19 protein-coding genes are annotated in these 20,924 nt (G+C 67.2%); 12 read left to right on the top strand and 7 right to left on the bottom strand.

The annotated features are described in order from the left end of the window. Positions 1-145 precede the first annotated feature (145 nt). Together cysQ and hpaI are read left to right on the top strand one after the other, a co-directional pair. The gene (gene cysQ, locus H1D44_RS13210; protein WP_181515323.1) at positions 146-919 is read left to right on the top strand and encodes a 3'(2'),5'-bisphosphate nucleotidase CysQ; all 774 of its coding nucleotides are present in this window, start codon (positions 146-148) and stop codon (positions 917-919) included. Between the two features lie 139 nt (positions 920-1,058). Then, the gene (gene hpaI, locus H1D44_RS13205; protein WP_181515322.1) at positions 1,059-1,829 is read left to right on the top strand and encodes a 4-hydroxy-2-oxoheptanedioate aldolase; all 771 of its coding nucleotides are present in this window, start codon (positions 1,059-1,061) and stop codon (positions 1,827-1,829) included. A gap of 61 nt (positions 1,830-1,890) precedes the next feature. Here the strand turns inward: hpaI and H1D44_RS13200 are convergent, their stop codons facing one another. Next, entirely contained in the window at positions 1,891-3,054 is a 1,164-nt protein-coding gene (locus tag H1D44_RS13200) for a fumarylacetoacetate hydrolase family protein (RefSeq protein WP_181515321.1), read from the bottom strand. Between the two features lie 158 nt (positions 3,055-3,212). On the opposite strand from H1D44_RS13200, the gene H1D44_RS13195 reads away from it, so the two are divergent. The 8 genes from H1D44_RS13195 (at position 3,213) to nanR (ending at position 11,162) form a co-directional block, all read left to right on the top strand. Continuing rightward, the gene (locus H1D44_RS13195; RefSeq protein ID WP_181515320.1) at positions 3,213-3,977 is read left to right on the top strand and encodes an SDR family NAD(P)-dependent oxidoreductase; all 765 of its coding nucleotides are present in this window, start codon (positions 3,213-3,215) and stop codon (positions 3,975-3,977) included. Continuing rightward, the gene (gene pdxA, locus H1D44_RS13190) at positions 3,974-4,966 is read left to right on the top strand and encodes a 4-hydroxythreonine-4-phosphate dehydrogenase PdxA (protein WP_181515319.1); all 993 of its coding nucleotides are present in this window, start codon (positions 3,974-3,976) and stop codon (positions 4,964-4,966) included. The genes H1D44_RS13195 and pdxA overlap by 4 nt, the downstream gene beginning before the upstream one ends. After that, complete coding sequence (locus tag H1D44_RS13185) at positions 4,963-6,111, top strand: four-carbon acid sugar kinase family protein (protein WP_181515318.1); 1,149 nt, start codon at positions 4,963-4,965, stop codon at positions 6,109-6,111. The genes pdxA and H1D44_RS13185 overlap by 4 nt, the downstream gene beginning before the upstream one ends. Before the next feature lie 182 nt (positions 6,112-6,293). After that, the gene (locus H1D44_RS13180) at positions 6,294-7,286 is read left to right on the top strand and encodes a sialic acid TRAP transporter substrate-binding protein SiaP (protein WP_238984473.1); all 993 of its coding nucleotides are present in this window, start codon (positions 6,294-6,296) and stop codon (positions 7,284-7,286) included. A 63-nt stretch (positions 7,287-7,349) separates the two neighbouring features. Next, positions 7,350-7,886 (top strand): TRAP transporter small permease, encoded by a 537-nt coding sequence (locus H1D44_RS13175; RefSeq protein WP_181515316.1) that lies wholly within the window; start codon positions 7,350-7,352, stop codon positions 7,884-7,886. A gap of 12 nt (positions 7,887-7,898) precedes the next feature. After that, positions 7,899-9,278 carry a TRAP transporter large permease gene (locus H1D44_RS13170; protein ID WP_181515315.1) on the top strand — a complete coding sequence of 460 codons (1,380 nt, stop codon included), beginning with the start codon at positions 7,899-7,901 and terminating at the stop codon, positions 9,276-9,278. A 28-nt stretch (positions 9,279-9,306) separates the two neighbouring features. Further along, the gene (locus tag H1D44_RS13165; RefSeq protein WP_181515314.1) at positions 9,307-10,380 is read left to right on the top strand and encodes an Ldh family oxidoreductase; all 1,074 of its coding nucleotides are present in this window, start codon (positions 9,307-9,309) and stop codon (positions 10,378-10,380) included. A 65-nt stretch (positions 10,381-10,445) separates the two neighbouring features. Further along, positions 10,446-11,162 carry a transcriptional regulator NanR gene (nanR, locus tag H1D44_RS13160; RefSeq protein WP_181515313.1) on the top strand — a complete coding sequence of 239 codons (717 nt, stop codon included), beginning with the start codon at positions 10,446-10,448 and terminating at the stop codon, positions 11,160-11,162. Positions 11,163-11,282: 120 nt separating this feature from the next. Here nanR and H1D44_RS13155 read toward each other — a convergent pair whose 3' ends face one another. The 6 genes from H1D44_RS13155 to H1D44_RS13130 all read right to left on the bottom strand — a co-directional run bounded on the left by H1D44_RS13155 (position 11,283) and on the right by H1D44_RS13130 (position 18,660). After that, positions 11,283-12,926 (bottom strand): UxaA family hydrolase, encoded by a 1,644-nt coding sequence (locus tag H1D44_RS13155; RefSeq protein ID WP_181515312.1) that lies wholly within the window; start codon positions 12,924-12,926, stop codon positions 11,283-11,285. Positions 12,927-12,963: 37 nt separating this feature from the next. Then, the gene (locus tag H1D44_RS13150; RefSeq protein ID WP_181515311.1) at positions 12,964-13,812 is read right to left on the bottom strand and encodes a fumarylacetoacetate hydrolase family protein; all 849 of its coding nucleotides are present in this window, start codon (positions 13,810-13,812) and stop codon (positions 12,964-12,966) included. 15 nt (positions 13,813-13,827) lie between these two features. After that, positions 13,828-14,577, bottom strand: coding sequence for an SDR family oxidoreductase (locus H1D44_RS13145; protein WP_181515310.1), 750 nt, complete (start codon positions 14,575-14,577; stop codon positions 13,828-13,830). Between the two features lie 264 nt (positions 14,578-14,841). Next, on the bottom strand, positions 14,842-16,419 hold the full coding sequence (locus H1D44_RS13140) for an aldehyde dehydrogenase (NADP(+)) (RefSeq protein WP_181515309.1): 1,578 nt from the start codon (positions 16,417-16,419) through the stop codon (positions 14,842-14,844). Between the two features lie 130 nt (positions 16,420-16,549). Then, positions 16,550-17,536, bottom strand: coding sequence for a 2-hydroxyacid dehydrogenase (locus H1D44_RS13135; protein WP_181515308.1), 987 nt, complete (start codon positions 17,534-17,536; stop codon positions 16,550-16,552). A gap of 59 nt (positions 17,537-17,595) precedes the next feature. Then, positions 17,596-18,660: a substrate-binding domain-containing protein gene (locus H1D44_RS13130; RefSeq protein ID WP_181515307.1), complete on the bottom strand. Its 1,065-nt coding sequence runs from the start codon at positions 18,658-18,660 to the stop codon at positions 17,596-17,598. Positions 18,661-18,864: 204 nt separating this feature from the next. On the opposite strand from H1D44_RS13130, the gene H1D44_RS13125 reads away from it, so the two are divergent. Next, positions 18,865-19,362: a formate dehydrogenase subunit gamma gene (locus tag H1D44_RS13125; protein WP_181515306.1), complete on the top strand. Its 498-nt coding sequence runs from the start codon at positions 18,865-18,867 to the stop codon at positions 19,360-19,362. After that, complete coding sequence (locus H1D44_RS13120) at positions 19,362-20,912, top strand: formate dehydrogenase beta subunit (RefSeq protein WP_181515305.1); 1,551 nt, start codon at positions 19,362-19,364, stop codon at positions 20,910-20,912. Before H1D44_RS13125 ends, H1D44_RS13120 begins: the two co-directional genes overlap by 1 nt. Positions 20,913-20,924 lie beyond the last annotated feature (12 nt).

Genomic DNA, 20,924 nt, shown 5'->3' with positions numbered 1-20,924 from the left:
TGAACCGCCGTGGTACGGACCCGTATGCCCGGTGGTGTGAGAGGACGGGGGAGGCGACTCCCCCTCCTACTCGATTCTCTTGATGCTGAGCAGCTGCCTCCTCATGTCATAGACTACGAATGCCACCCTGTCCGTTGGTCGACTCATGCCTATGACATCCCGAGAGCTGCTGCACGCCGTAGAGCGCATTGCCCTGGAGGCCGGCAAGGCCATCATGCGGGTTTACTCCCGCGACTTCTCCGTCGAGGAGAAGGACGACAACAGCCCTGTCACCGAGGCCGACATGACTGCCCACGGCGTGATCGTGGCAGGTCTCAAGGGCCTGCCCGAGGCGCTGCCGATCCTCTCCGAAGAGGATGTCGAGGGGTTTTCCGGGCTGGATGCCAGCGGGCGCTACTGGCTGGTGGATCCCCTGGATGGCACCAAGGAGTTCATCAAGCGCAATGACGAGTTCACCGTCAATATCGCTCTGATCGATCAGGGCAGGCCGGTGCTTGGAGTCGTGGTGGCTCCAGCGCTGGGGGTGTCCTACCTGGCAGCGCAGGACGTCGGTGCATTCAAGTTCGGCGAGAATGGCCAGTACGTGCCGATCCGGGTAGCCGGCAAGCCTTGCGAGGGTACTCGCTGGCGAGTACTCGGCAGCCGATCCCATCCCAGCCCTGACCTGACGGCTTGGCTCGCTGCCCTGGGCCGTCATGAGGTCCTGGCGATGGGCAGCTCGCTGAAATTCTGTAGGATTGCGGAGGGCGCAGCCGATGCCTATCCCCGGCTCGGTCCCACGTGCCTGTGGGATACCGCGGCCGCCCAGGCCATCGTCGAGCAGTCCGGCGGACGTGTGACAACCCTCGATGGCAAACCCTTGAGCTACGCCACGCCCGAGCAGATCCTCAACCCCTATTTTGTCGTTTGGGGACATTGAAGAGCAGCTTTGCCAGAACGCAACGCCTAGAGACACTGCCCAGGCTCTGACAGTATCGAATGCCACTGTGTATGCTCGTACGATAGGTCGACATGTATGCCACCATGGCGAGGCTGATTCGCCAGACACGGGGGAGTGAATGAAAATGGGGCACAACGACTTCAAGCGGCGGCTGCTCGCGGGAGAGCCCTTGACCGGTATCTGGTTGGGACTGGCCAGCCCCTATGTGGCGGAGCTGGCGGCCACCGCGGGCTTCGACTGGCTACTGCTGGACGGTGAGCATGCCCCCAACGACCTGGCCAGTCTGCTCGGCCAGCTGCAATCCATCGCTCCCTATGCCAGTCAGCCGGTGGTGCGCCCGCCCCATGGCGATACCGCGCTGCTCAAGCAGTACCTGGATATCGGCGCGCAGAATCTGTTGATCCCCATGGTGGAAACCGCCGAGCAGGCCACCGAGCTGGTGGCGGCCACCCGCTATCCCCCGCACGGCGTTCGCGGCATGGGCAGCATGCTGGCGCGAGCCTCGCGCTGGGGTCAGGTCGAAGACTATGTCGCCCGCGCCGATGACGAGATCTGTCTGATCCTGCAGCTGGAGAGCCCCCGGGCGCTGGCCAACCTCGAGGCTATCGCCGCCGTGGAGGGGGTCGATGCGCTGTTCATCGGGCCGGCGGACCTCTCCGCGGCGATGGGCCATCGCGGCAACCCGGGGCACCCGCAAGTGCGTGCCGCCATCGACGACGCCATTGCCAGGATCCGCGCCGCCGGCAGGGTGGCAGGCATTCTCACGCTGGACGAGCAGCAGGCCCACGGCTATCTGGCGGCGGGGTGCGGTTTCGTCGGGGTGGGCATCGATGCCCTGCTGTTGGCCCAGGCGCTGCGCGGCCTGGCAGGGCGCTTCCGCCCGGCCTGACCGCCCTTTTCGACAGCACGCCACCGCGGCCCTTGGCTGCCTGCAAGGCTGAGCGGAAGACTCAGCGGTCGGCAAGATCGTGTATCAGCGCGCGCAGGCCATAGCGCCAGGGCGGCAGGGCGTCGCTTCGGCCCACGTGATTGACCAGAGCGCCCAGCGTCGGCGTGGCGATGGTGACCCGGTCGCCCAAGTGATGGGTGAAGCCCTGGCCGGCGCCGTCGCGGTCCTGGATCGGCGAGAACATGGTGCCGAGATAGAGCATGAAGCCATCGGGGTACTGATGGTGGGCGCCGTGGGTCTGGCTGACCAGATCGAGTGGATCGCGGCTGATCTCGCTCATGTCGCTCTCGCCCTCCAGCAGGAAGTCGTCGTTGGCGCCCTCGATGCGCAGGGTGACCCGGGCGCGGCGCACGTCATCGATGCCGAAACTCTCGTCGAACAGCCGAATGAAGGGGCCGATGGCGCTGGAGGCATTGTTGTCCTTGGCTTTGCCCAGCAGCAGGGCGCTGCGCCCCTCGATGTCGCGCAGGTTGACGTCGTTGCCGAGGGCGGCGCCCCTGACCGTACCGCGGCTGTCCACCGCCAGCACGATTTCCGGCTCGGGATTGTTCCACTGCGACGCTGGGTGCAGGCCCACGCCGGCGCCGAAGCCCACCGAGGAGAGCGGCTGCGCCTTGGTGAACACTTCGGCGTCGGGGCCGATGCCGACCTCCATGTACTGCGACCAGCCGCCGCGGGCCTGTAGCTCGCGCTTGAGCGTCATGGCCTCTTCGGAGCCCGGTACGATGCGCGACAGGTCGCTGCCGATCAGTGCCTGCAGCTCCGCGCGCAGGGCGCTGGCACGGGCCGGATCGCCGCCCGCCTGCTCCTCTATCACCCGCTCGAGCAGACTCACCGCGAAGGTCACGCCGCAGGCCTTCACCGCCTGCAGGTCGCAGGGGGGCAGCAGGTAGGGGGCCCGCTGCGGTTCGGCCAGGGCGTTCTCCAGCAGTTGCTCCACGGGGCCCAGCGAAGGACCTTCTGCTTGCGCCAATGCCTCGAGCAGGTCGTCGCGCTCGAGCAGTTCGGACATGGTCGGCCCCAGCCGGGTGACGTCGATGGCTACCCCGTCGCGTACCGTGATCAGCACCGGGCCGGGGTGCGGTGTATCGCACCAGACCCGACCCACCAGGCAGGCACGATCGAGATCATGGGGAAGGCAGTCGCGTGTCGAGAGAGGGGGCATGGGACCTCCGTGAAGGCGGAGTGGCGCCTGGCCAGGTACCGCCTAGAATGTTATTGATGTAGGCGTGTATGACAGGTATGCCAGCTCTCTTCACTCTATCGCAAGGGTGCAGATGGGTCGAGAAGCAAGATAGAGCGAGACGAACCGAGGGGCAAGCGATGTTCGAGGAGTGGAAGAACAAGCGGATTTTGGTGACCGGCGCCAGCCGGGGCATTGGTGCGGCAGTGGCACGGCGCATGGGAGCGTTAGGTGCCAGCGTTGCGGTGCACTACCACGCCAGTGCCGAGGCGGCCGAGGCGGTGGTCGAGGCGATTCGTGGTGCGGGCGGAGAGGCCTTCGCCCTGGCGGGCGACCTGGGCCGCTCAAGTGAAGCACGGCGAGTGGTGGATGAGGCGGCAGAGCGGCTGGGCGGTCTCGACCTGCTGGTCAACAATGCCGGCGACATGCTGGGGCGGGTCGACCTCGAGGAGATTGACGACGCCCATTACGACCGGGTCATGGACCTCAACGCACGGTCGGTGGTGATGGTCACCCGGGCAGCGCTGCCCCACTTCCGGCGTGCCGGGAGCGGCAGCGTCATTCATACCACGTCCATTGCTGCACGCAATGGTGGCGGTGCCGGGGCGGGGCTCTATGCCGCGGCGAAAGGTTTCGTCAGCACCTTGACGCGCAACATGGCCAAGGAACTGGCGGCGGAGCGGATCCGCGTCAATGCCGTGGCGCCCGGGACCATCGCCACCGACTTCCACGTTCGCCACTCCGACGAGACCCACCTTGCCACCGCCCGTGCCAGCATCCCCATGGGGCGGCTGGGAACGGCGGAGGAGTGCGTGGGGGCCTACCTCTTCCTCGCCAGCGAGGCGCTCAGTGCTTATGTCACCGGCCAGGTGATCGAGGTCAATGGGGGACAGTTGATGCCATGAAGGAGACGGCTCCCTATGCAATCGCCATCACCATGGGCGACCCGGCCGGTATCGGCCCGGAGATCATCTGTCGTGCCCTGGCCGAAATGTCGCCGGAGGAGCGTGACGGCACCCTGCTGGTGGGTGATCCGGCCATCTATCGCCGGGCTGCCGCGCTGATCGGCGCCTCGCTCGACTTTGCTGCGCTGGAGGAGGTCTATGCTGGCGATAGCAGGATAGCCGTGGCCGAGGTGCCTGCTGAAGCTGAGATCGCCGATGGCCGCATCAGTGCCGCCGGCGGTGACTTGGCCTTTCGCTGCGTGAAGCGGGCGGTGGAGCTGGTGCAGACGGGCCGCGCCTGGGTGATCGTCACCGCGCCGTTGAACAAGGCGGCGCTGCATGCCGCCGGCCACCACTACGATGGCCATACCGGCATGCTGGCGGCGCTCACCGGTGCGCCGTCCTCCTTCATGCTGCTCGCTTCCGAAACGCTCTCCACGCTGCATGTTTCCACCCACGTGTCGCTACGCGAGGCGATCGAGCGGGTCACCGAGGCGCGCATCGCTGCCACCGTGGCGGTGGGGCACCAGCATCTGGAGAGCATGGGCATTCCGCAGCCGCGCATTGCCGTGGCCGGACTCAACCCTCATTGCGGCGAAGGCGGCATATTCGGCGACGAGGACGAGCGGATCATTGCGCCGGCGGTACGTGAGCTGCGCGAACGCGGCTTCGAGGTGCAGGGGCCGATCTCGGCGGACACCGTCTTCTATCGCGCCTCGCGCGGCGAGTTCGATCTGGTGGTGGCGCAGTATCACGATCAGGGCCATATCCCGGTGAAGCTGATCGCCTTCGATACCACGGTCAACGTCAGCCTGGGGCTACCGATTCAGCGCACCTCGGTGGATCACGGCACCGCCTACGACATCGCCTGGCAGGGCCGCGCCGATGCCACCAACCTGGGCGCGGCCATTGCCTATGCGCGCCGCTTGGCCGCGGGCAGCGAGTCATGAACGGCTGCCGGGTTGCCATCGTCGCCGACGACCTGACCGGCGCGCTTGATGCGGCGGCTCCCTTTGCCGCCCGTGGGGCGCAGACGCGTGTGGTGATCGCTCCCGAACGGCTCGAGGCAGCGCTGAGCGCTTGGGGCGCAGCCCCGCCCGAAGTGATCGCCGTGAACACCGAGTCTCGCCATCTACCGGCGGCCGAGGCTGCCGAGCGGGTAGCCGCGGTGACCCGGCGTCTCGTCCCACACACCCCCACGGTGTGGTTCAACAAGGTCGACTCCACCCTGCGCGGCCAAGTGGTGGCCGAGAGCCTGGCCATGCGTGACGTCATCCCCCGGCGTCTGCTGGTGGCACCGGCGGTGCCGGCCCAGGGGCGAACGGTGTGCGAGGGGCGGGTGTGGGTGGCGGGGGAACCGCTGGACGGCTCCCTGGACCGTGTTTTCGCTGCCGCGGGGGTGCCTTTGGTCAGGCACGCCAGGCCCTGTGACGCGCCGCTTCCTGAGGGTGACTGCGTGGCCGATACGGGAAGCGACCGTGAGTTGGCCTGCCTCTACGATGCGGTACTGCAGGCGCCCGACCGCTGGCTGCTGGTGGGAGCCGCGGGGCTGGCAACGGCCGTCGCCCAGCGCTGCTTTGGTCTGCTGCGAGCCGCCCCCTGCCGACTGACCGGCGTCGAGCGCGTGCTCTATGCGCTGGGCTCCCGCGCACAACGAACCCTGGAACAGGAGCGGCGGCTGCAAGAGCATGCCCCGGGCCTGGCCCGGGTGACGGCGCTGAAAGGTGGCGACGAAGAGGCCACGGCGGTGCTGCTGACCCCCGGCGCTGACGACGACACCGAACTGGCACCGTCTCGGGTTGCCGCCGCCATGGGCGAGGCGGCGGTCGGCGCGGTTTCGCACTGGCCCCAGGCGAGCAAGGGGTTGCTCTTTCTCAGCGGTGGCGATATCGCCGTGGCGACCCTCTCTCGCCTGGGGGCCACGGTCATCACAGTGGAGGCGGAGTGGGCTCCGGGGATTGCCTTGGGGCGTCTGGAAGGCGCGCCGCAGCGCCTGGTAATGACCAAGGCGGGGGGCTTCGGCGACCCGGATCTGCTGGTGCAGCTGCATGGTCGCCTTGGCCTGGAGCACGCGCCAACCTTGCCAACCCCCTGACCGGGTTGCGCATCGCTTGGAGGAGGGCTAGTGTTAGCTTGATGGTATGATACGTATACAGCAGGACAGCTGGATGGTCGCACCGTAGCATTCACAGCGATGGACACTGCCTGCCCGACAAGACCCAAACTCAGACCTGCTCGATACGCATAACAACATCGACAAATCGCGAGGAGTTCATGATGAAGAGCCAACGCCACCTCAAGACGTCCCTGCTGAGCGCCGCCCTGATCGCGGCGGGTATCGGCTTCACGGGGGCGGTTCAAGCCACCGAGACCCTGCGCTTTGCCCACGTGTACGAGACGTCGGAGCCTTTCCATCGCTGGGCGGAATGGGCCGCCGGCGAGATCGAGGAACGCACCGAGGGCCGCTACAGGATCAGCGTGCATCCTGCTTCGTCGCTGGGTAACGAACAGGACATCAACGAGGCGCTTGGGCTGGGCACAGTCGACATCATCTATACCGGTGCCCAGTTTGCGGGTCGCTATTACGGGCCGATGGGCATTGCCGGGGCGCCCTACATGTTCCGCGACTTCGACCACTGGCAGGCCTATGCCGAAAGCAACCTGTTCCAGGAGATCGCCGAGGGCTTTCAGGACGCCACCGGCAACGTACCCATCGCCCTGAACTACTACGGTGAGCGCCACGTTACCTCCAACGAGCCGATCAACGTGCCGGAGGACATGCAGCGGCTGCGGATCCGTGTGCCCGGCGCTCCCCTCTACATGATGTTCCCGCGTGCGGCCGGGGCGAATCCCACCCCCATCGCCTTCGACGAGACCTACCTGGCCCTGCAGCAGGGGGTGGTCGATGCCCAGGAAAATCCCCTGCCGGCGATTCGTGCCATGGCCTTCCACGAGGTACAGGATGTCATCAACCTGACCGGTCACGTGACGGACTCGTTGATCACCATCGTCAGCGGCACACGCTGGAATCAGCTCTCCGAGGAGGATCAGGAGATCTTCCGTGAGGTGCTGCAGGAGGCGGCGCAGAACAATACCGCCGACATCCTGCAGGCCGAGGCGGAGCTGGCGGCCTGGTTCGAGGAGCAGGGCAACACCATCAACGAGGTGGATCGCGAACCGTTCCGGGATGTCACCGTGCCCTACCACCTCGGCGATGATGCGGACTGGGACGAAGAGACCTACGATCGGCTGCAGGCCCTGGGCCAGTAAGCCACCAGCGATCATCGACGAGCGCGTCCACCGCCACGGGCGGTGGATGCCGGGAGGAGTGAGATGTCGAAACGGATCGATGAACTCGATGATGCGGTAGACCCCATGCTCGACGTCGAGTCCGCGTTCGAAAGCGAGGAGTTCCGCTTTGGCGACTATGCCATCGAGGACTACTTCACTCTGGTGATCTTCTGGGCCTTGATCTTCGTCGTCTCGCTGCAGTTCTTCACCCGCTACGTGCTGGGCGACTCCACCACCTGGACGGAAGAGATCGCGCGCTATCTGCTGATCGTCGTCGGCTTTGCCGGAAGCGCGCTGGCGGTGCGGAAGGGCACGCACATCATGGTGGAGTTCTTCTACCGCTACATGCCCGGCTGGCTGGGGAGGATCGTGGCCGGCGTGGCCGAGGGCGTGAGCGTGGGGTTCTACATCGCCATGGCCTGGGTCACCTACAAGCTCGCCGATCGCACCGGCAGCATGATGATCTCGGTCGATCTGCCCAAGAACATCATCTACTTCACGGTCTTTGCCGCCTTCGTCGTCATGGCGTTTCGCGGCATTCAGAGAATCGTCCTGCGCCTTCGCGCAACGCGACAGTAAGGGCCGCCATTCATGACTCGACTCTCCATGCTGCGCTGGCGAGCGCCGGTCGTCACGCCACTGCTCTCTGGGCTAGCCGTGCTCGGCTGCGTGATCCTGGCACTGACCGGCTACTACCTCTCCTTTCTGTTCTTCTCGCTGTTCACCATGCTGGTGCTGGGGGTGCCGATCGCCATCAGCCTGGCTGGCGCCTGCCTGATGTTCGTGCTGATCTCCGGCCAGGTGCCGGACATCGTGGTGGCGCATCGCATGATCAACGGCATCGACAGTTTTCCGCTGCTGGCCATTCCGTTCTTCATCTTCGCTGGCAGCCTGATGAACAACGCCGGCATCACCGAGCGCATCTTCGATTTCGCCAAGGCGCTGATGGGCTGGATGCGCGGCGGCCTCGGCCACGTCAACGTGGGGGCGAGCATCGTCTTCTCCGGCATGTCGGGCGCCGCGGTGGCCGACGCCGGCGGGCTGGGCACCATCGAGATCAAGGCGATGAAGGATGCCGGCTACGACGAGGAGTTTGCCGTCGGCATCACTGCGGCATCGTCCACCATCGGGCCCATCATTCCGCCCAGTCTGCCCATGGTGATCTATGGCGTCATGGCCTCGGCATCCGTGGGGCAGCTGTTCGCTGCCGGCCTGCTGCCGGGCCTGCTCATGGGCGCCATGCTGATGGGGATGATCTTCATCATCTCCCGGCGCCGCGGTTATACCGCCGATGCCCGCTTTTCGGTGGGCGTGCTGGGCAGGACCTTCGGGCGCGCGGTGCTGTCGCTGATGACGCCCGTGATCATCGTGGGGGGCATCATCACCGGAATGTTCACGCCCACCGAATCCGCCGTGGCCGCGGTGGTCTATGCGTTGTTCCTGGGCGTGGTGATCTATCGCACCCTGACCTGGCGCAAGCTGCTCAAGGTGAGCATGGAGACCATCGAGACCACGGCGATCATCCTGTTCATCGTGGGCGCCGCCTCCATCTTCGCCTGGATCCTCTCCAGCAATCAGGTGACCCAGCATCTGGTGGCCCTGCTCGGCCCGTTCGCGGACAGCAAGATCGCCGTGCTGCTGTTCTCCAACATCGTGTTGATCATCATCGGCTGCTTCATGGAGACCATCGCCGCCATCACCATTCTGGTACCGGTGCTGTTGCCGCTGGCGGTTGCCGTGGGCGTCGACCCGGTGCACTTCGGGGTGATCATGGTGCTGAACCTGATGATCGGCCTGCTGACGCCGCCGGTGGGCATGGTGCTCTACGTGCTGTCGCGGGTCTCCAACGTCAGCTTCGAGCGCTGCATGCGCGGGACGATCCCGTTCCTGATCCCGCTGGTGCTGTGCCTGCTGCTGGTGACCTTCGTGCCGGCCATCTCAATGTGGCTGCCCACCCTGGTCTATCGCTGAGACGACGATCCACTAAGGAAAGGGAACGATGAGTGAGACAACGGACTTCAGAGTGGAGCGGGAAGCGCTGGAGCGCTTCATGAAGGCAGTGCTGAGGCGTGCCGGCGCCGACGATGTCTCGGGCAGCGCCGCGACGCGGGCCCTGGTCACCGCCTCGCGGATGGGCACCGACAGCCACGGCCTACGGCTCCTGCCCCATTACGTGCTGGCGCTGCAGGGCGGCCGCCTCAAGGGAGCGCCCCGGATGCGCTTCGAACGTCGGCTGCCTGCCACCGGCTATCTCGATGCCGACGATGGCCTCGGCCACTTGGCCGCCTATAGCGCCATGGAGCATGCCGTCGAGATGGCCGAGCAGGTCGGCATGGGGGCGGTGGCGGTGGGCAACGCCTCTCATTTCGGCGCGGCGGGCTGCTACGCCCTGGCGGCGGCGGAGCGCGGACTGATCGGGCTGGTGACGTGCAACTCCGATCCTTTCGTACTGCTCCATCAGGGTAGCCGTCCGTTCCACGGCACCAATCCCATCGCCTTTGCCGCGCCGGTGGCGGGAGAACAGCCCTATCTGCTCGACATGGCGACCAGCGCCATTCCCTGGAACCGGGTGCAGCAGTACGGGGCCATTGGGCGCGAGCTGCCCGACCAGGTGGCCGCCGACACCGAAGGGCAGGTGACCCGCACGCCTGGCGAGGTGGCGGCACTGCTGCCCCTGGGCGGCAGCGAGTTCGGCTTCAAGGGCGCCGGCCTCGGCGGCATGGTGGAGGTGCTCAGTTCGATGCTCGCCGGCATGCAGCACGGCTATCGGCTATTGCCCATGGGCGGACCCGACATGGCCTCGCCGCGCGGTATCGCCCATTTCGTCATGGCGCTCAGGCCCGACGCCTTTGCGCCGGGGGACCCTTTCCCCGCCTGCCTGCGGCGCTATCTGGACGATCTGCGCGCACAGCCGGGGCGCAGCGGGGCCGAGGTGCTGGTGCCCGGTGAGCGGGAGTGGGCCTGTCAGGCGCAGCGCGACGCCCGGGGCATTCCCCTCGACAGCGCCAACCAGGCCGCCTACGCCGAGCTGGCCGAGCGCCTGGACGTGCCGCCGCTGCGACCGCTGAGCTGAGCGCATCTGGCGCGGCGATGCAGTAAGATAGCCGCAATCATCGTGACTGACAGGAGCCCGAGCCCATGAGCCGATATCGGATTGAGCGCAAGACGCTCTCGGAGCAGGTCGCCGAGCAGCTCGAGGCGGATATCCTCGAGGGTCGACTGAGCGAGAACGACCAGTTGCCCTCGGAGCGGGAGCTGATGGAGCAGTTCGGCGTGGGCCGGCCGGCGGTGCGCGAGGCGCTCTTCCACCTGCAGCAGCTGGGCCTGATCGCCATCAACAGCGGCACCCGGGCCAGGGTCATCCGCCCCACCGCCGAATCGGTCATGGCGCGCCTTTCCGGGGTCACCCGCCAGCTGCTGGCCAAGCCCGACGGCCAGCAGTACTTCCAGGAGGCGCGGGCCCTGTTCGAAATCTCCCTGGCTCGCTACGCCGCCAGCCACGCCAGCGATGAGGATCTGGCGAGCCTGCGCGCGGCGCTGCAGGACAACCGCGAGGCCGTAGGCGACGAGGCGCGCTTCAAGCGCTCCGACAACGATTTCCACGGCGTGCTGGCGAGTATCGCCCGCAATCCCATCTTCGACGCCATCCACGTGGCACTCTCCGAGTGGCTCGACGACCGCCGCGCCCAGGTGCTGCAGCAGAAGGACGAGGACAAGGCCGCGCTGGCAGCCCACATCGAGATCGTCGAGGCCATCGAGTCCCGCGACCCCGATGCCGCCGAGGCGGCCATGCGGCGCCACCTCGATCGGCATTATGGGACCTATATGAAGCTCAAAAAGCGCCTTGCCGACTAACGATCAGTTGCAAGTTGACTCGGCGCTGATCCGTCGACAGGTCTACGAGGAGGCCATGGCAAAAGACCTCCTCTTCGACCTGTCCCCGGCGCCCCTCGTCGAGCGCAGCCACGTTGACCACTATAAAGAGACGCCGCGCTTCCAGGGAATGAAATCATACTGCGCCAGCTCCACCGCGCGGGGCAGGTAGCGTCCCGAAGCGGTGTCGAGGCACAGCCTGAGCAGCCGCTCGGCGAGTTCGTCGATGCTGGCCTCGCCGCGGATGATGGGGCCGGCGTCGAAGTCGATGACGTCGCTCATGCGTGCGGCCAGTTCGCTGTTGCTGGAGATCTTGAGCACCGGGGTCACGGGGTTGCCGGTGGGCGTGCCGAGTCCGGTTGTGAACAGGATCAGGTTGGCCCCGGAGCCGGCCAGGGCGGTGGTCGACTCCACGTCGTTGCCCGGGGTGCAGAGCAGGCTCAGCCCGGCCCGGGTGTGCGGCTCGGTGTAGTCGAGCACGTCCACCACCGGGCTGTCGCCGCCCTTCTTGGCGGCTCCGGCCGATTTCATTGCGTCGGTGATCAGGCCGTCGCGGATGTTGCCGGGCGAGGGGTTCATCGAGAAATCGGCGCCGACCCGTGCGGCTTGGCGCTGATACGCCTCCATCAGCTTGGCGAAGCGCTCGGCCACGGCATCGTCGCGGCAGCGGGCGATCAGCTCGTGCTCCACCCCACACAGCTCGGGAAACTCACTCAGGATACCGCTGCCACCCAGCGCCACCAGGCGGTCGACCACGGCCCCCACCAGGGGATTGGCGGAGAGCCCCGAGAAGCCGTCGGAGCCGCCGCACTCCACGCCGAGGGTCAGCGCCGAGAGCGGGGCCGGTGTGCGCGGCGTGCGGTTGGCTTCACTCAGGCCGTCGAAGATGGTGGTCAGGGCCTCGCGGATCAGCGCTTCCTCGCTGACACTGGCCTGCTGTTCCAGGTAGTGCACCGGACGCAGCCCGCGCGGATCGCGCTCGGCCACGGCGTTTTGCAGCATCTCGATCTGCGCCTTCTGACAGCCGAGGCTGAGCACCGTGGCGCCGGCCACGTTGGGGTGGCAGATATACCCCGCCAGCAGCCGGCACAGCGCCAGGGCATCGTCGTCGGTGCCGCCGCAGCCCAGGGTATGGGTCAGGAAGCGCACGCCGTCGACGTTGGGGAAGAGGCGTTCGTCGCTCGGTGCGGCCGGCGCCGTCCCGCTGCTGCCGTGAAGCAGCTCCCGGGCCATGCGCTTGTAGTCACGATAAGGGTCCTCGCCCAGGGCGTCGGCGACGCACTGGCGCAGCACCTCGATGTTGCGGTTCTCGCAGAACACCAGCGGAACCACCAGCCAGACGTTGGCGGTACCCACCTGGCCGTTCGGACGATGGTAGCCGTCGAAGGTGGCACTGGCGAAGGCCGTGACGTCCGGCGCCTGCCACTGGCCACGGCGGGCCTGGGGCTCGCTGGTGGCGGTGCTGTGGGCGGTGTTGTCGGTGGTGATGGCCGCTCCCGCCGGAATGGGACGGGTGGCGCGGCCCACGGTGACGCCATACATGACCACCGTGTCGCCGACGGCAAGGTCGCGCAGGGCGAACTTGTGCTTGTGGCGGATGGCTTCCGCCAGGCGCAGGTGCCGGTCGCCGTCGTCCACGGGGTGGCCGGCGGGCAGGTCCTTGAGGGCCACACGCACGTTGTCGGCGTGATGAACGCGCAGGCTGTCGAGGTGACCGCGATCGTTGGCCAGAATCCGGGTGGTCATGGGCGGTGCTCCTTGCGGGGCTCGTTACGAGGGCGGGTCACTGCGGTTCGGCGATCACGTGCTGGTGCTGCTCGCCAAGCCCCTCGATGCCCAGACGCATCCGCTGGCCGGGCTGCAGATAGACCGGCGGCGTCTGGCCCATGCCGACGCCGGGTGGGGTGCCGGTTGAGATGACGTCGCCCGGCTGCAGGCTCATGAAGCGGCTCAGATAGCTGATCAAAAAGGGGATCCGGTAAACCATGGTGCGGGTGCTGCCGTCCTGGTAGCGATGGCCGTCCACTTCCAGCCAGAGATCGAGCTCATGCGGGTCGCGGATTTCGTCCGGCGTCACCAGCCAGGGGCCGAGCGGGCCGAAGGTGTCGCAGCCCTTGCCCTTGTCCCAGGTGCCGCTGCGTTCGAGCTGGAACTCCCGCTCGGAGACGTCGTTGACCACGCAGTAACCCGCCACGTGCTCCATGGCGTCGGCCTCGTCCACGTAGCGTGCGCTCTTGCCGATCACCACGCCGAGTTCCACTTCCCAGTCGGTCTTGCGCGAGTCGCGGGGGATGATGACGTCGTCGTTGGGGCCGCAGATGGCGCTGGTCCACTTGGCGAAGACCACCGGCTCCGGCGGCACCTCGGCGCCGGTTTCGGCGGCGTGGTCGGAGTAGTTGAGGCCGATGCAGATGAACTTGCCGACGCGGCCCACACAGGGCCCGAGACGGGTGTCGGCATCCACCGCTGGCAGCCGGGCGGGGTCGAGCTCGGCCAGCCGGGCCAGGGTGTCGCGTCCCAGATGGGCACCGTCGAGGTCGGTCAGGTGGGCCGAAAGGTCGCGGATCACGCTGTCTGTATCAAGCAGCCCGGGCTTCTCGTGGCCCCGGGGGCCGAAGCGCAGCAGTTTCATCGAGTTCTCCTCCGATCAGATGAGCCAGCCGCCGTCGATGACCTGGGCGGTGCCGGTGGTATAGGCCGATTCGTCGGCGGCCAGATAGGTGGCCAGGGCAGCGATCTCCTCGGCCGTGCCGAGTCGCCCCAAGGGTTGGCGGGCGAGAAACTCGGCGTGCACCTCGGCTTCGGGGCGCCCCTGGCGTTCGGCCTGCTCGCGGATGCGTTGGCGCAGGGAAGGGGAGTCCACCGTGCCGGGACAGATGGCGTTGCAGCGGATACCGCGGTCGATGTAGTCGGCGGCGATCGACTTGGTCAGGCCAAGTACCGCGGCCTTGGTGGTGCCATAGGCGCAGCGGCTGGGCACGCCGGTCAGGCTGGAGGCCACCGAGGCCATGTTGATGATGCTGCCGCCACCGCTTGCGATCATGGTCGGCAGCAGGGTGCGGGTCAGGCGCAGCATGGCGGTGACGTTGAGGGCCAGCGAGCGCTCCCAGTCGGCTTCGGTGACCTCCAGCAGCGCGCCGCTGGCGACGTAGCCGGCGCAGTTGAAGAGCACGTCCAGCGAGGTTAACTCGTCGCCCAAGGCCGTGACGGCCTCGGCATCGAGTACGTCCAGGCGGCGCGACTCGATGCCGGGCGTACCTTCTAGGTCGCGCAGCTTGTCGGCATCGATGTCGGTGGCGATGACCCGAGCGCCCTCGGCGGCGAAGCGCAGGGCCGTGGCACGACCGATACCCTGGCCGGCGGCGGTGATCAGCGCGGTCTTGTGCTGCAGTCGCATGGTACTTTACCTGTATGACAGGCTGCTAGCCTGATGTTCGGTCAAGTATGGCGCAGTTAAAACGGCTTGCCAACCGGACGTGGTTGGCCAGGGCGAGGCGCTTGTTTGGCGCCAGCGCCATGCCAAGCAGTGACATGAAAAGGCGGCCCGAAGGCCGCCAAAGGTTCCAGAGAAATATGTGAGGATTCCGACGATCCGATGATCCGATGATCCGACGCTTCGGCACCGCGCAACGCAGCGATTCGCCCGTGTAAGCAGTGTTCCCTATGCTTCGCGCTTGCCGTCGACCAGGCGTGTCACCCCCCAGGGGTTGCCGTCGCGCAGCGGCTCGGGCAAGAGCCCCTGCGGCAGCGCCTGGTAGCACACCGGGCGCAGGAAGCGGAAGATCGCCGCACTGCCTACCGAGGTGGTGCGGGCGTCCGAGGTGGCCGGGAAGGGGCCGCCGTGAACCATGGCGTGACACACCTCGACCCCGGTGGGCCAGCCGTTGGCCAGGATGCGCCCCGCCTTGCGTTCGAGGATCGGCAGCAGTTGCTTGGCTGCGTCCAGGTCGCCGTCGTCCATCTGCAGGGTGGCGGTGAGCTGACCTTCCAACTGGGCCGCGACGCGCTGCATCTCGCTGACATCGGCGCACTCGATTACCAGCGAGGTGGCGCCGAATACCTCTTCCTGCAGCTCGGCCTCGGTGAGGAAGTCCTGGGCTGTGGTGACGAACAGTCCAGCCTGACAGGCGTGGGCGGTCTCGCCGACCTGGCCGCGGGCCGCTTCGCGTACCTTGCCGTTGGAGGCGAGCCGGTCCACGCCCTGCTCGTAGGCGCTGTGAATGCCCGGGGTGAGCATGGTCTGGCCGGCGCTCTGCTTGACGGCACTACCCGCGGCCTCGACGAAGGCGGCCAGCTCGGCGCCCTTCACGCCGATCACCAGGCCGGGGTTGGTGCAGAACTGCCCGGCGCCCATGTTGAGCGAGGCGACGAAGCCCTCGGCGAGCTGAGCGCCGCGCGCCTGGAGCGCCTCGGGCAGCAGGAACACCGGGTTGATCGAGCTCATCTCGGCGTAGACCGGGATCGGCTGGGGGCGGGACTGGGCGGTTCTCATCAGCGCGGTACCGCCGGCGCGGGAGCCGGTGAAGCCGACGGCTTGAATGCGCGGGTCGGCCACCAGCGCCTGGCCCACCTCACGGCCCGAACCGAACAGCAGCGAGAATACCCCTTCGGGCAGGCGGCTCTTCTCCACCGCCCGCTGCACCGCACGGCCCACCAGCTCCGAGGTGCCGGGGTGGGCGGAGTGGGCCTTGACGATCACCGGGCAGCCGGCGGCCAGCGCCGAGGCGGTATCGCCACCGGCCACGGAAAAAGCCAGCGGGAAGTTGGAGGCGCCGAACACGGCGACCGGGCCCAGCGGAATGTGGCGCTGGCGCAGGTCGGCGCGGGGCAGCGGCTGGCGCTCCGGCAGCGCCGGGTCGAGACGCAGGTCGAGCCACTCACCGGCACGCACCACCGACGCAAACAGGCGCAGCTGGCCGCAGGTGCGGCCACGCTCGCCCTCGAGGCGGGCGCGGGGCAGGCCGGTCTCGGCCATGGCACGTTCGATCAGCTCATCGCCGATGGCCTCGATCTCATCGGCCACGCTTTCGAGAAAGGCGGCGCGTGCTTCCAGCGTGGTCTCGCGATAGACGCCGAACGCCGTCTCGGCGAGTTCGCACGCGCGCGCCACCTCGGCTTCACTGCCGCCATGATAAACGGGGTCGAGCGGCGCGCCGGTCGCAGGGTTGATGGCGCGGATCTCGCCGCGGCTGCCGGTGACGGTCGCCCAGCCGATCAGGGATGTGCCTTGCAGTGTCATGGGAGCTCCTTGCGCGGGATGCAGCGGATCGACTTGTGGTACATGGTATGTCGTGCTACCTGTCATACAAGCCTACCGTAGACGATGCCGTCGCGTCGATCCAGCGCGGTGCGGGAGCTGGCTCAGCGGTTCATGGCGTCTTCCCTCGCCACGCCGCTTCGTTGACCAGGCTGAGCGGGCGCTTGCCCTCCAGCGCCAGGGTGATGTTGTCAACTGCGCGCTGGGCCATGGCGTCGCGGGTCTCATGGGTTGCCGAGCCCACGTGCGGCAGGGCCACCACGTTGGCCATGTGCGGCAGCGGCGACTCCGGCGAGAGCGGCTCCTGCTCGAAGACGTCGAGCCCGGCGGCGTGGATCTCGCCCGTTTCCAGCGCCGCGATCAGTGCCGCTTCATCGACCACCTTGCCGCGGGCGATGTTGACGAAGATCGCCGAAGGCTTCATCAGCCCGAACTCGTGCCTGCCGATCAGATGTGTGGTCTCCGCCGTCAGCGGCACGGTGACGCAGACGAAGTCGGCCTGGCTCAGCAGCTCATTCAGCTCGCAGCGCACGGCGCTCAGCTCCTGCTCCAGCGCGGGCTTGGGCGAGGAGCAGGCGTAGAGCACCCGCATGCCGAAGCCCAGAGCACCGCGGCGGGCCACGCCGGCACCGATACGTCCGAAGCCGACCATGCCCAGCGTCTTGCCGTGCACGTCGGTGCCGAAGTGGGGCTCGCCGATACTGGCCGTCCAGTCGCCGCGCTTGACCAGCTCGGCCAGTTCGATGGCGCGTCTGGCGGTCGCCATGATCAGCAGGAAACCGGTGTCGGCGGTGGTTTCGGTGAGCACGTCGGGTGTGTTGCACAGCAGGATGCCGCGCCGGGTCAGCGCCTCGACGGGGTAGTTGTCGTAGCCCACCGAGATGGTGGCGACGGCCTCCAGTTGCGGGGCATGCTCGAGTAGCTCCGGTGCGATGACGAAGCTGGAGCCGACCAGGCCGTGTGCCTGCCCCAGGGCCTGGCGAAAGTCGGGGTCGTCGGTACTCTTCAAGGCCTCGAAGTAATCGACGTGGAAGCGTTGGCGAAGCTGGTCGAGGTGGATCGGCTTGAGGCGGGTGTAGGCGACGATGCGTTTTGTCATTGTCTTCGCTCTCGTAGGTGGGCGGGACAGGGCTCAGAGTAGTCGATTTTTAGGGGCGGTCAGGCGTCATCGAACAGCTCGTCGACGCTGCACACCTCGCCGCAGCGGTCCAGCGAGTAGCCGGGGAGCTCGCGAACGGCCGCCTGGAACGGTTGACTGCGGATCATCTCGAGCAGACGTACGACGCTGGGGTCCGCCAGGCTGCTGCGCTGACACAGCAGCAGGTAGTGCTCGGTGGCCAGCGGCAGGAAATCCAGGCCGAACTGGTGCGCGGCGGCCTCGACGCCGAAGCCGACATCGGCCATGCCGGCGGCGATGTAGGCGGCCACGGCGGAGTGAGTGTACTCCTCCAGTTCGAAGCCGCGGATGCGCTGTGACGAGAGGCCCGCCTCCCGCAGCAGGATATCGAGCAGTGCCCGGGTGCCGGAGGCCTGCTGGCGGTTGATGAAGCGCACGTCTTCGCGCACCAGATCGGCCAGGCCGGCTACCCCTTTGGGGTTGCCCGGCGCTAGCATCAGCCCCTGACAGCGGGTGATGAAGCGAATGATGCTGTGACTGCGCGGCCGCAGCTGACGGCGGTAGCCCTGCATCAGCGGACCCCGGGTCGCCGAGGTCGGCATGTGGTAGCCGGCCACGTCGCAGGCGCCGCGATTGAGCGCCGACAGCGCCTCCTGGGGGCTGCAGTACTGCAGGTCGAGCTGAAAGTCGCTGGCGAACCTGGGCAGCAGCGCCACCGCATAGCCGTGGCTGGCGTGCATGCGCAGCACCGGTTCGACACCCTCGAACAGCTGCTGCAGCTCGAGATTGAGCTCCGAGCCGAGGCTTTCCAGCTGCGGTCCGAGCCGGGCGGCCACCCGCTGGCGTGCCCACAGCAGCTTGTCGCCCAGCGGGGTGAGCCGTGCGCCACGGCCCTTCTGCATCTCCACCAGGGCGGCACCGAAGAAGGTGGCCCATTTATTCAGCAGGTTCCAGGCATGGCGGTAGGAGATACCGACCTCGGCAGCGGCCTCGGTCAGCTTGCCACTGCGATGGATGCCCTGCAGCAGCCCGAACAGCTGCGGATCCAGGCGGTTGCCGGCCTCGTCGGTGAAGGACCAGGCAGGTTCGATTTTAATGCGTTTCATATGATGTGTTTTTCATATTTCGTAACCCAGGCAGGACTGCTACCTTCACAAATACGCACTCATGATGCTACGGGCACCTTATCCAATATATGCACTGTAGTACATAAATAAGTGGTGCATAACTAGACCGTAACCAGCAGCTTCGAACGTACCGACGCAAGACGCCAGAAGATGCGCTCCATACGTTCGCTTCGAGGCCAGGCCATGCTCAATAGCCCATTCCCTTCATGGACGCCCCAGATGATTCAGGACGAGATCGACGCCCTGAAGCACAAGCCCGGCGCTCTGCTCCCCATCCTGCATGCGATCCAGGACCGCTGCGGCTACGTGCCGCGCGAGGCGGTGCCGCTCATCGCCGAATCGCTGCAGCTCACCCGTGCCGAGGTGCACGGCGTGATCAGCTTCTACCATCACTTCCGCACCACGCCGCCGGGGCGCCACGTGGTGCAGATCTGTCGCGCCGAGGCTTGCCAGGCGCGGGGCTCACGGGCACTGGAAATGCACGCGCGGGACACCCTGGGGATCGACTACCACCAGACCACCGCCGACCGCGAGATCACCCTGGAGCCGGTCTACTGCCTGGGCAACTGCGCCTGCGGGCCGTCGCTGCGCGTCGACGACCGCATCCTGGCCCGGGTCACCCCCGAGCGCTTCGACCGGCTGGTCGATGAACTGACCACCCAAGTGCTAAAGGTGAGCTGATGACCACGAGACTCTTCGTTCCCCGCGAGACCACCGCGCTGGCGCTGGGCGCCGACGAGGTCGTGCAGCGCATCGAGGCCGAGGCCGAGGCCCGTGGCGTCGAGATCGAACTGGTGCGCAACGGCTCCCGCGGGCTGTTCTGGCTGGAGCCGCTGGTCGAGGTCGAGACCGCCGCCGGGCGCATCGCCTACGGGCCGGTAGCCCCTGAGGACGTGGCCGGACTGTTCGAGGCTGGCTTGCTCGAGGGCGGCGAGGCATCGTCGCTTTGCCAGGGGCCGGCCGAGGAGATTCCCTATCTTCAGGCCCAGCAGCGCCTGACCTTTTCGCGTATCGGCGTCACCGACCCGCTGTCGCTGGAGGACTACTGCGCCCACGACGGCTTCCGCGGCCTGCGCCGGGCGCTTGGTCTCGCTCCCCAGGCCATCGTCGACGAGGTCAAGACCTCCGGCCTGCGCGGTCGCGGCGGCGCGGCGTTCCCCACTGGTATCAAGTGGCAGACCGTGCTCGATGCCCCCGCCGCGCAGAAGTACATCGTCTGCAACGCCGACGAGGGCGACTCCGGCACCTTCGCCGACCGCCTGGTGATGGAGTGCGATCCCTACCTGCTGATCGAGGGCATGGCCATCGCCGGCCTCGCCGTGGGTGCCACCCAGGGCTACGTCTACCTGCGCTCGGAGTATCCGCTGGCCCAGGAGATCTTCAATGAGGCCATCTCCCGCGCCGAGGCCGCCGGCTATCTCGGTGGCGACATCCTCGGCAGCGGCCACGCGTTCCACCTCGAGGTGCGTCTGGGGGCCGGCGCCTACATCTGCGGCGAGGAGACCTCGCTGCTCGAAAGCCTTGAAGGCAAGCGAGGCATGGTGCGCTTCAAGCCGCCGCTGCCGGCCATCGAAGGCCTGTTCGGTCTGCCCACCGTGGTCAACAACGTGCTGTCGCTGGCGGCGGTGCCCTTCATCCTCAGCGAGGGCGGGCAGGCTTACGCCGACTGCGGCATGGGCCGTTCGCGGGGCACCCTGGCGCTGCAGCTGGCCGGCAACGTCCAGCGCGGCGGGCTGGTGGAGCTGGCCTTCGGCACCACCCTGCGCCAGCTGATGGAGGCGTTTGGCGGCGGCACCTTCAGCGGTCGACCGCTGCGTGCGGTGCAGGTGGGCGGCCCCTTGGGCGCCTATCTGCCCGACAGCCAGTGGGACTTGCCGCTCGACTACGAGGCCTTCGCCGAGGTCGGCGCGGTACTCGGCCACGGCGGCGTGGTGATGTTCGACGACACGGTGGACATGGCCGAGCAGGCGCGCTTCGCCATGGAGTTCTGCACGGTGGAATCCTGCGGCAAGTGCACCCCCTGCCGCATCGGATCGGTGCGCGGCGTCGAGGTGATCGACCGCATCCGTGCCGGTGAGCGTCGCGAGGCCAATCTCGTACTGCTCGCCGACCTGTGCGAGACCATGGTGGACGGCTCTCTCTGCGCCATGGGCGGCATGACGCCGTTCCCCGTGCAGAGCGTGATGAAACACTTTCCCGACGATCTGCAGCGCGACGCGCAGCCGCATTGAGCGGGAGGAGGC

This window comes from Billgrantia kenyensis (assembly GCF_013697085.1).
GTDB classification, from domain to species: Bacteria; Pseudomonadota; Gammaproteobacteria; order Pseudomonadales; family Halomonadaceae; genus Halomonas; species Halomonas kenyensis.
The sequence above is the reverse complement of the archived record's forward strand: the minus strand, read 5'-3'. Positions and strand labels throughout refer to the sequence as shown.

What these genes read in the sequence shown, in the direction of transcription:
- cysQ (WP_181515323.1), top strand. Translation starts at nt 146, where the DNA reads ATGCCTATGACATCCCGAGAGCTGCTGCACGCCGTAGAGCGCATTGCC.
- hpaI (WP_181515322.1), top strand. Translation starts at nt 1,059, where the DNA reads ATGAAAATGGGGCACAACGACTTCAAGCGGCGGCTGCTCGCGGGAGAG.
- H1D44_RS13200 (WP_181515321.1), bottom strand. Translation starts at nt 3,054, where the DNA reads ATGCCCCCTCTCTCGACACGCGACTGCCTTCCCCATGATCTCGATCGT.
- H1D44_RS13195 (WP_181515320.1), top strand. Translation starts at nt 3,213, where the DNA reads ATGTTCGAGGAGTGGAAGAACAAGCGGATTTTGGTGACCGGCGCCAGC.
- pdxA (WP_181515319.1), top strand. Translation starts at nt 3,974, where the DNA reads ATGAAGGAGACGGCTCCCTATGCAATCGCCATCACCATGGGCGACCCG.
- H1D44_RS13185 (WP_181515318.1), top strand. Translation starts at nt 4,963, where the DNA reads ATGAACGGCTGCCGGGTTGCCATCGTCGCCGACGACCTGACCGGCGCG.
- H1D44_RS13180 (WP_238984473.1), top strand. Translation starts at nt 6,294, where the DNA reads ATGAAGAGCCAACGCCACCTCAAGACGTCCCTGCTGAGCGCCGCCCTG.
- H1D44_RS13175 (WP_181515316.1), top strand. Translation starts at nt 7,350, where the DNA reads ATGTCGAAACGGATCGATGAACTCGATGATGCGGTAGACCCCATGCTC.
- H1D44_RS13170 (WP_181515315.1), top strand. Translation starts at nt 7,899, where the DNA reads ATGACTCGACTCTCCATGCTGCGCTGGCGAGCGCCGGTCGTCACGCCA.
- H1D44_RS13165 (WP_181515314.1), top strand. Translation starts at nt 9,307, where the DNA reads ATGAGTGAGACAACGGACTTCAGAGTGGAGCGGGAAGCGCTGGAGCGC.
- nanR (WP_181515313.1), top strand. Translation starts at nt 10,446, where the DNA reads ATGAGCCGATATCGGATTGAGCGCAAGACGCTCTCGGAGCAGGTCGCC.
- H1D44_RS13155 (WP_181515312.1), bottom strand. Translation starts at nt 12,926, where the DNA reads ATGACCACCCGGATTCTGGCCAACGATCGCGGTCACCTCGACAGCCTG.
- H1D44_RS13150 (WP_181515311.1), bottom strand. Translation starts at nt 13,812, where the DNA reads ATGAAACTGCTGCGCTTCGGCCCCCGGGGCCACGAGAAGCCCGGGCTG.
- H1D44_RS13145 (WP_181515310.1), bottom strand. Translation starts at nt 14,577, where the DNA reads ATGCGACTGCAGCACAAGACCGCGCTGATCACCGCCGCCGGCCAGGGT.
- H1D44_RS13140 (WP_181515309.1), bottom strand. Translation starts at nt 16,419, where the DNA reads ATGACACTGCAAGGCACATCCCTGATCGGCTGGGCGACCGTCACCGGC.
- H1D44_RS13135 (WP_181515308.1), bottom strand. Translation starts at nt 17,536, where the DNA reads ATGACAAAACGCATCGTCGCCTACACCCGCCTCAAGCCGATCCACCTC.
- H1D44_RS13130 (WP_181515307.1), bottom strand. Translation starts at nt 18,660, where the DNA reads ATGAAACGCATTAAAATCGAACCTGCCTGGTCCTTCACCGACGAGGCC.
- H1D44_RS13125 (WP_181515306.1), top strand. Translation starts at nt 18,865, where the DNA reads ATGCTCAATAGCCCATTCCCTTCATGGACGCCCCAGATGATTCAGGAC.
- H1D44_RS13120 (WP_181515305.1), top strand. Translation starts at nt 19,362, where the DNA reads ATGACCACGAGACTCTTCGTTCCCCGCGAGACCACCGCGCTGGCGCTG.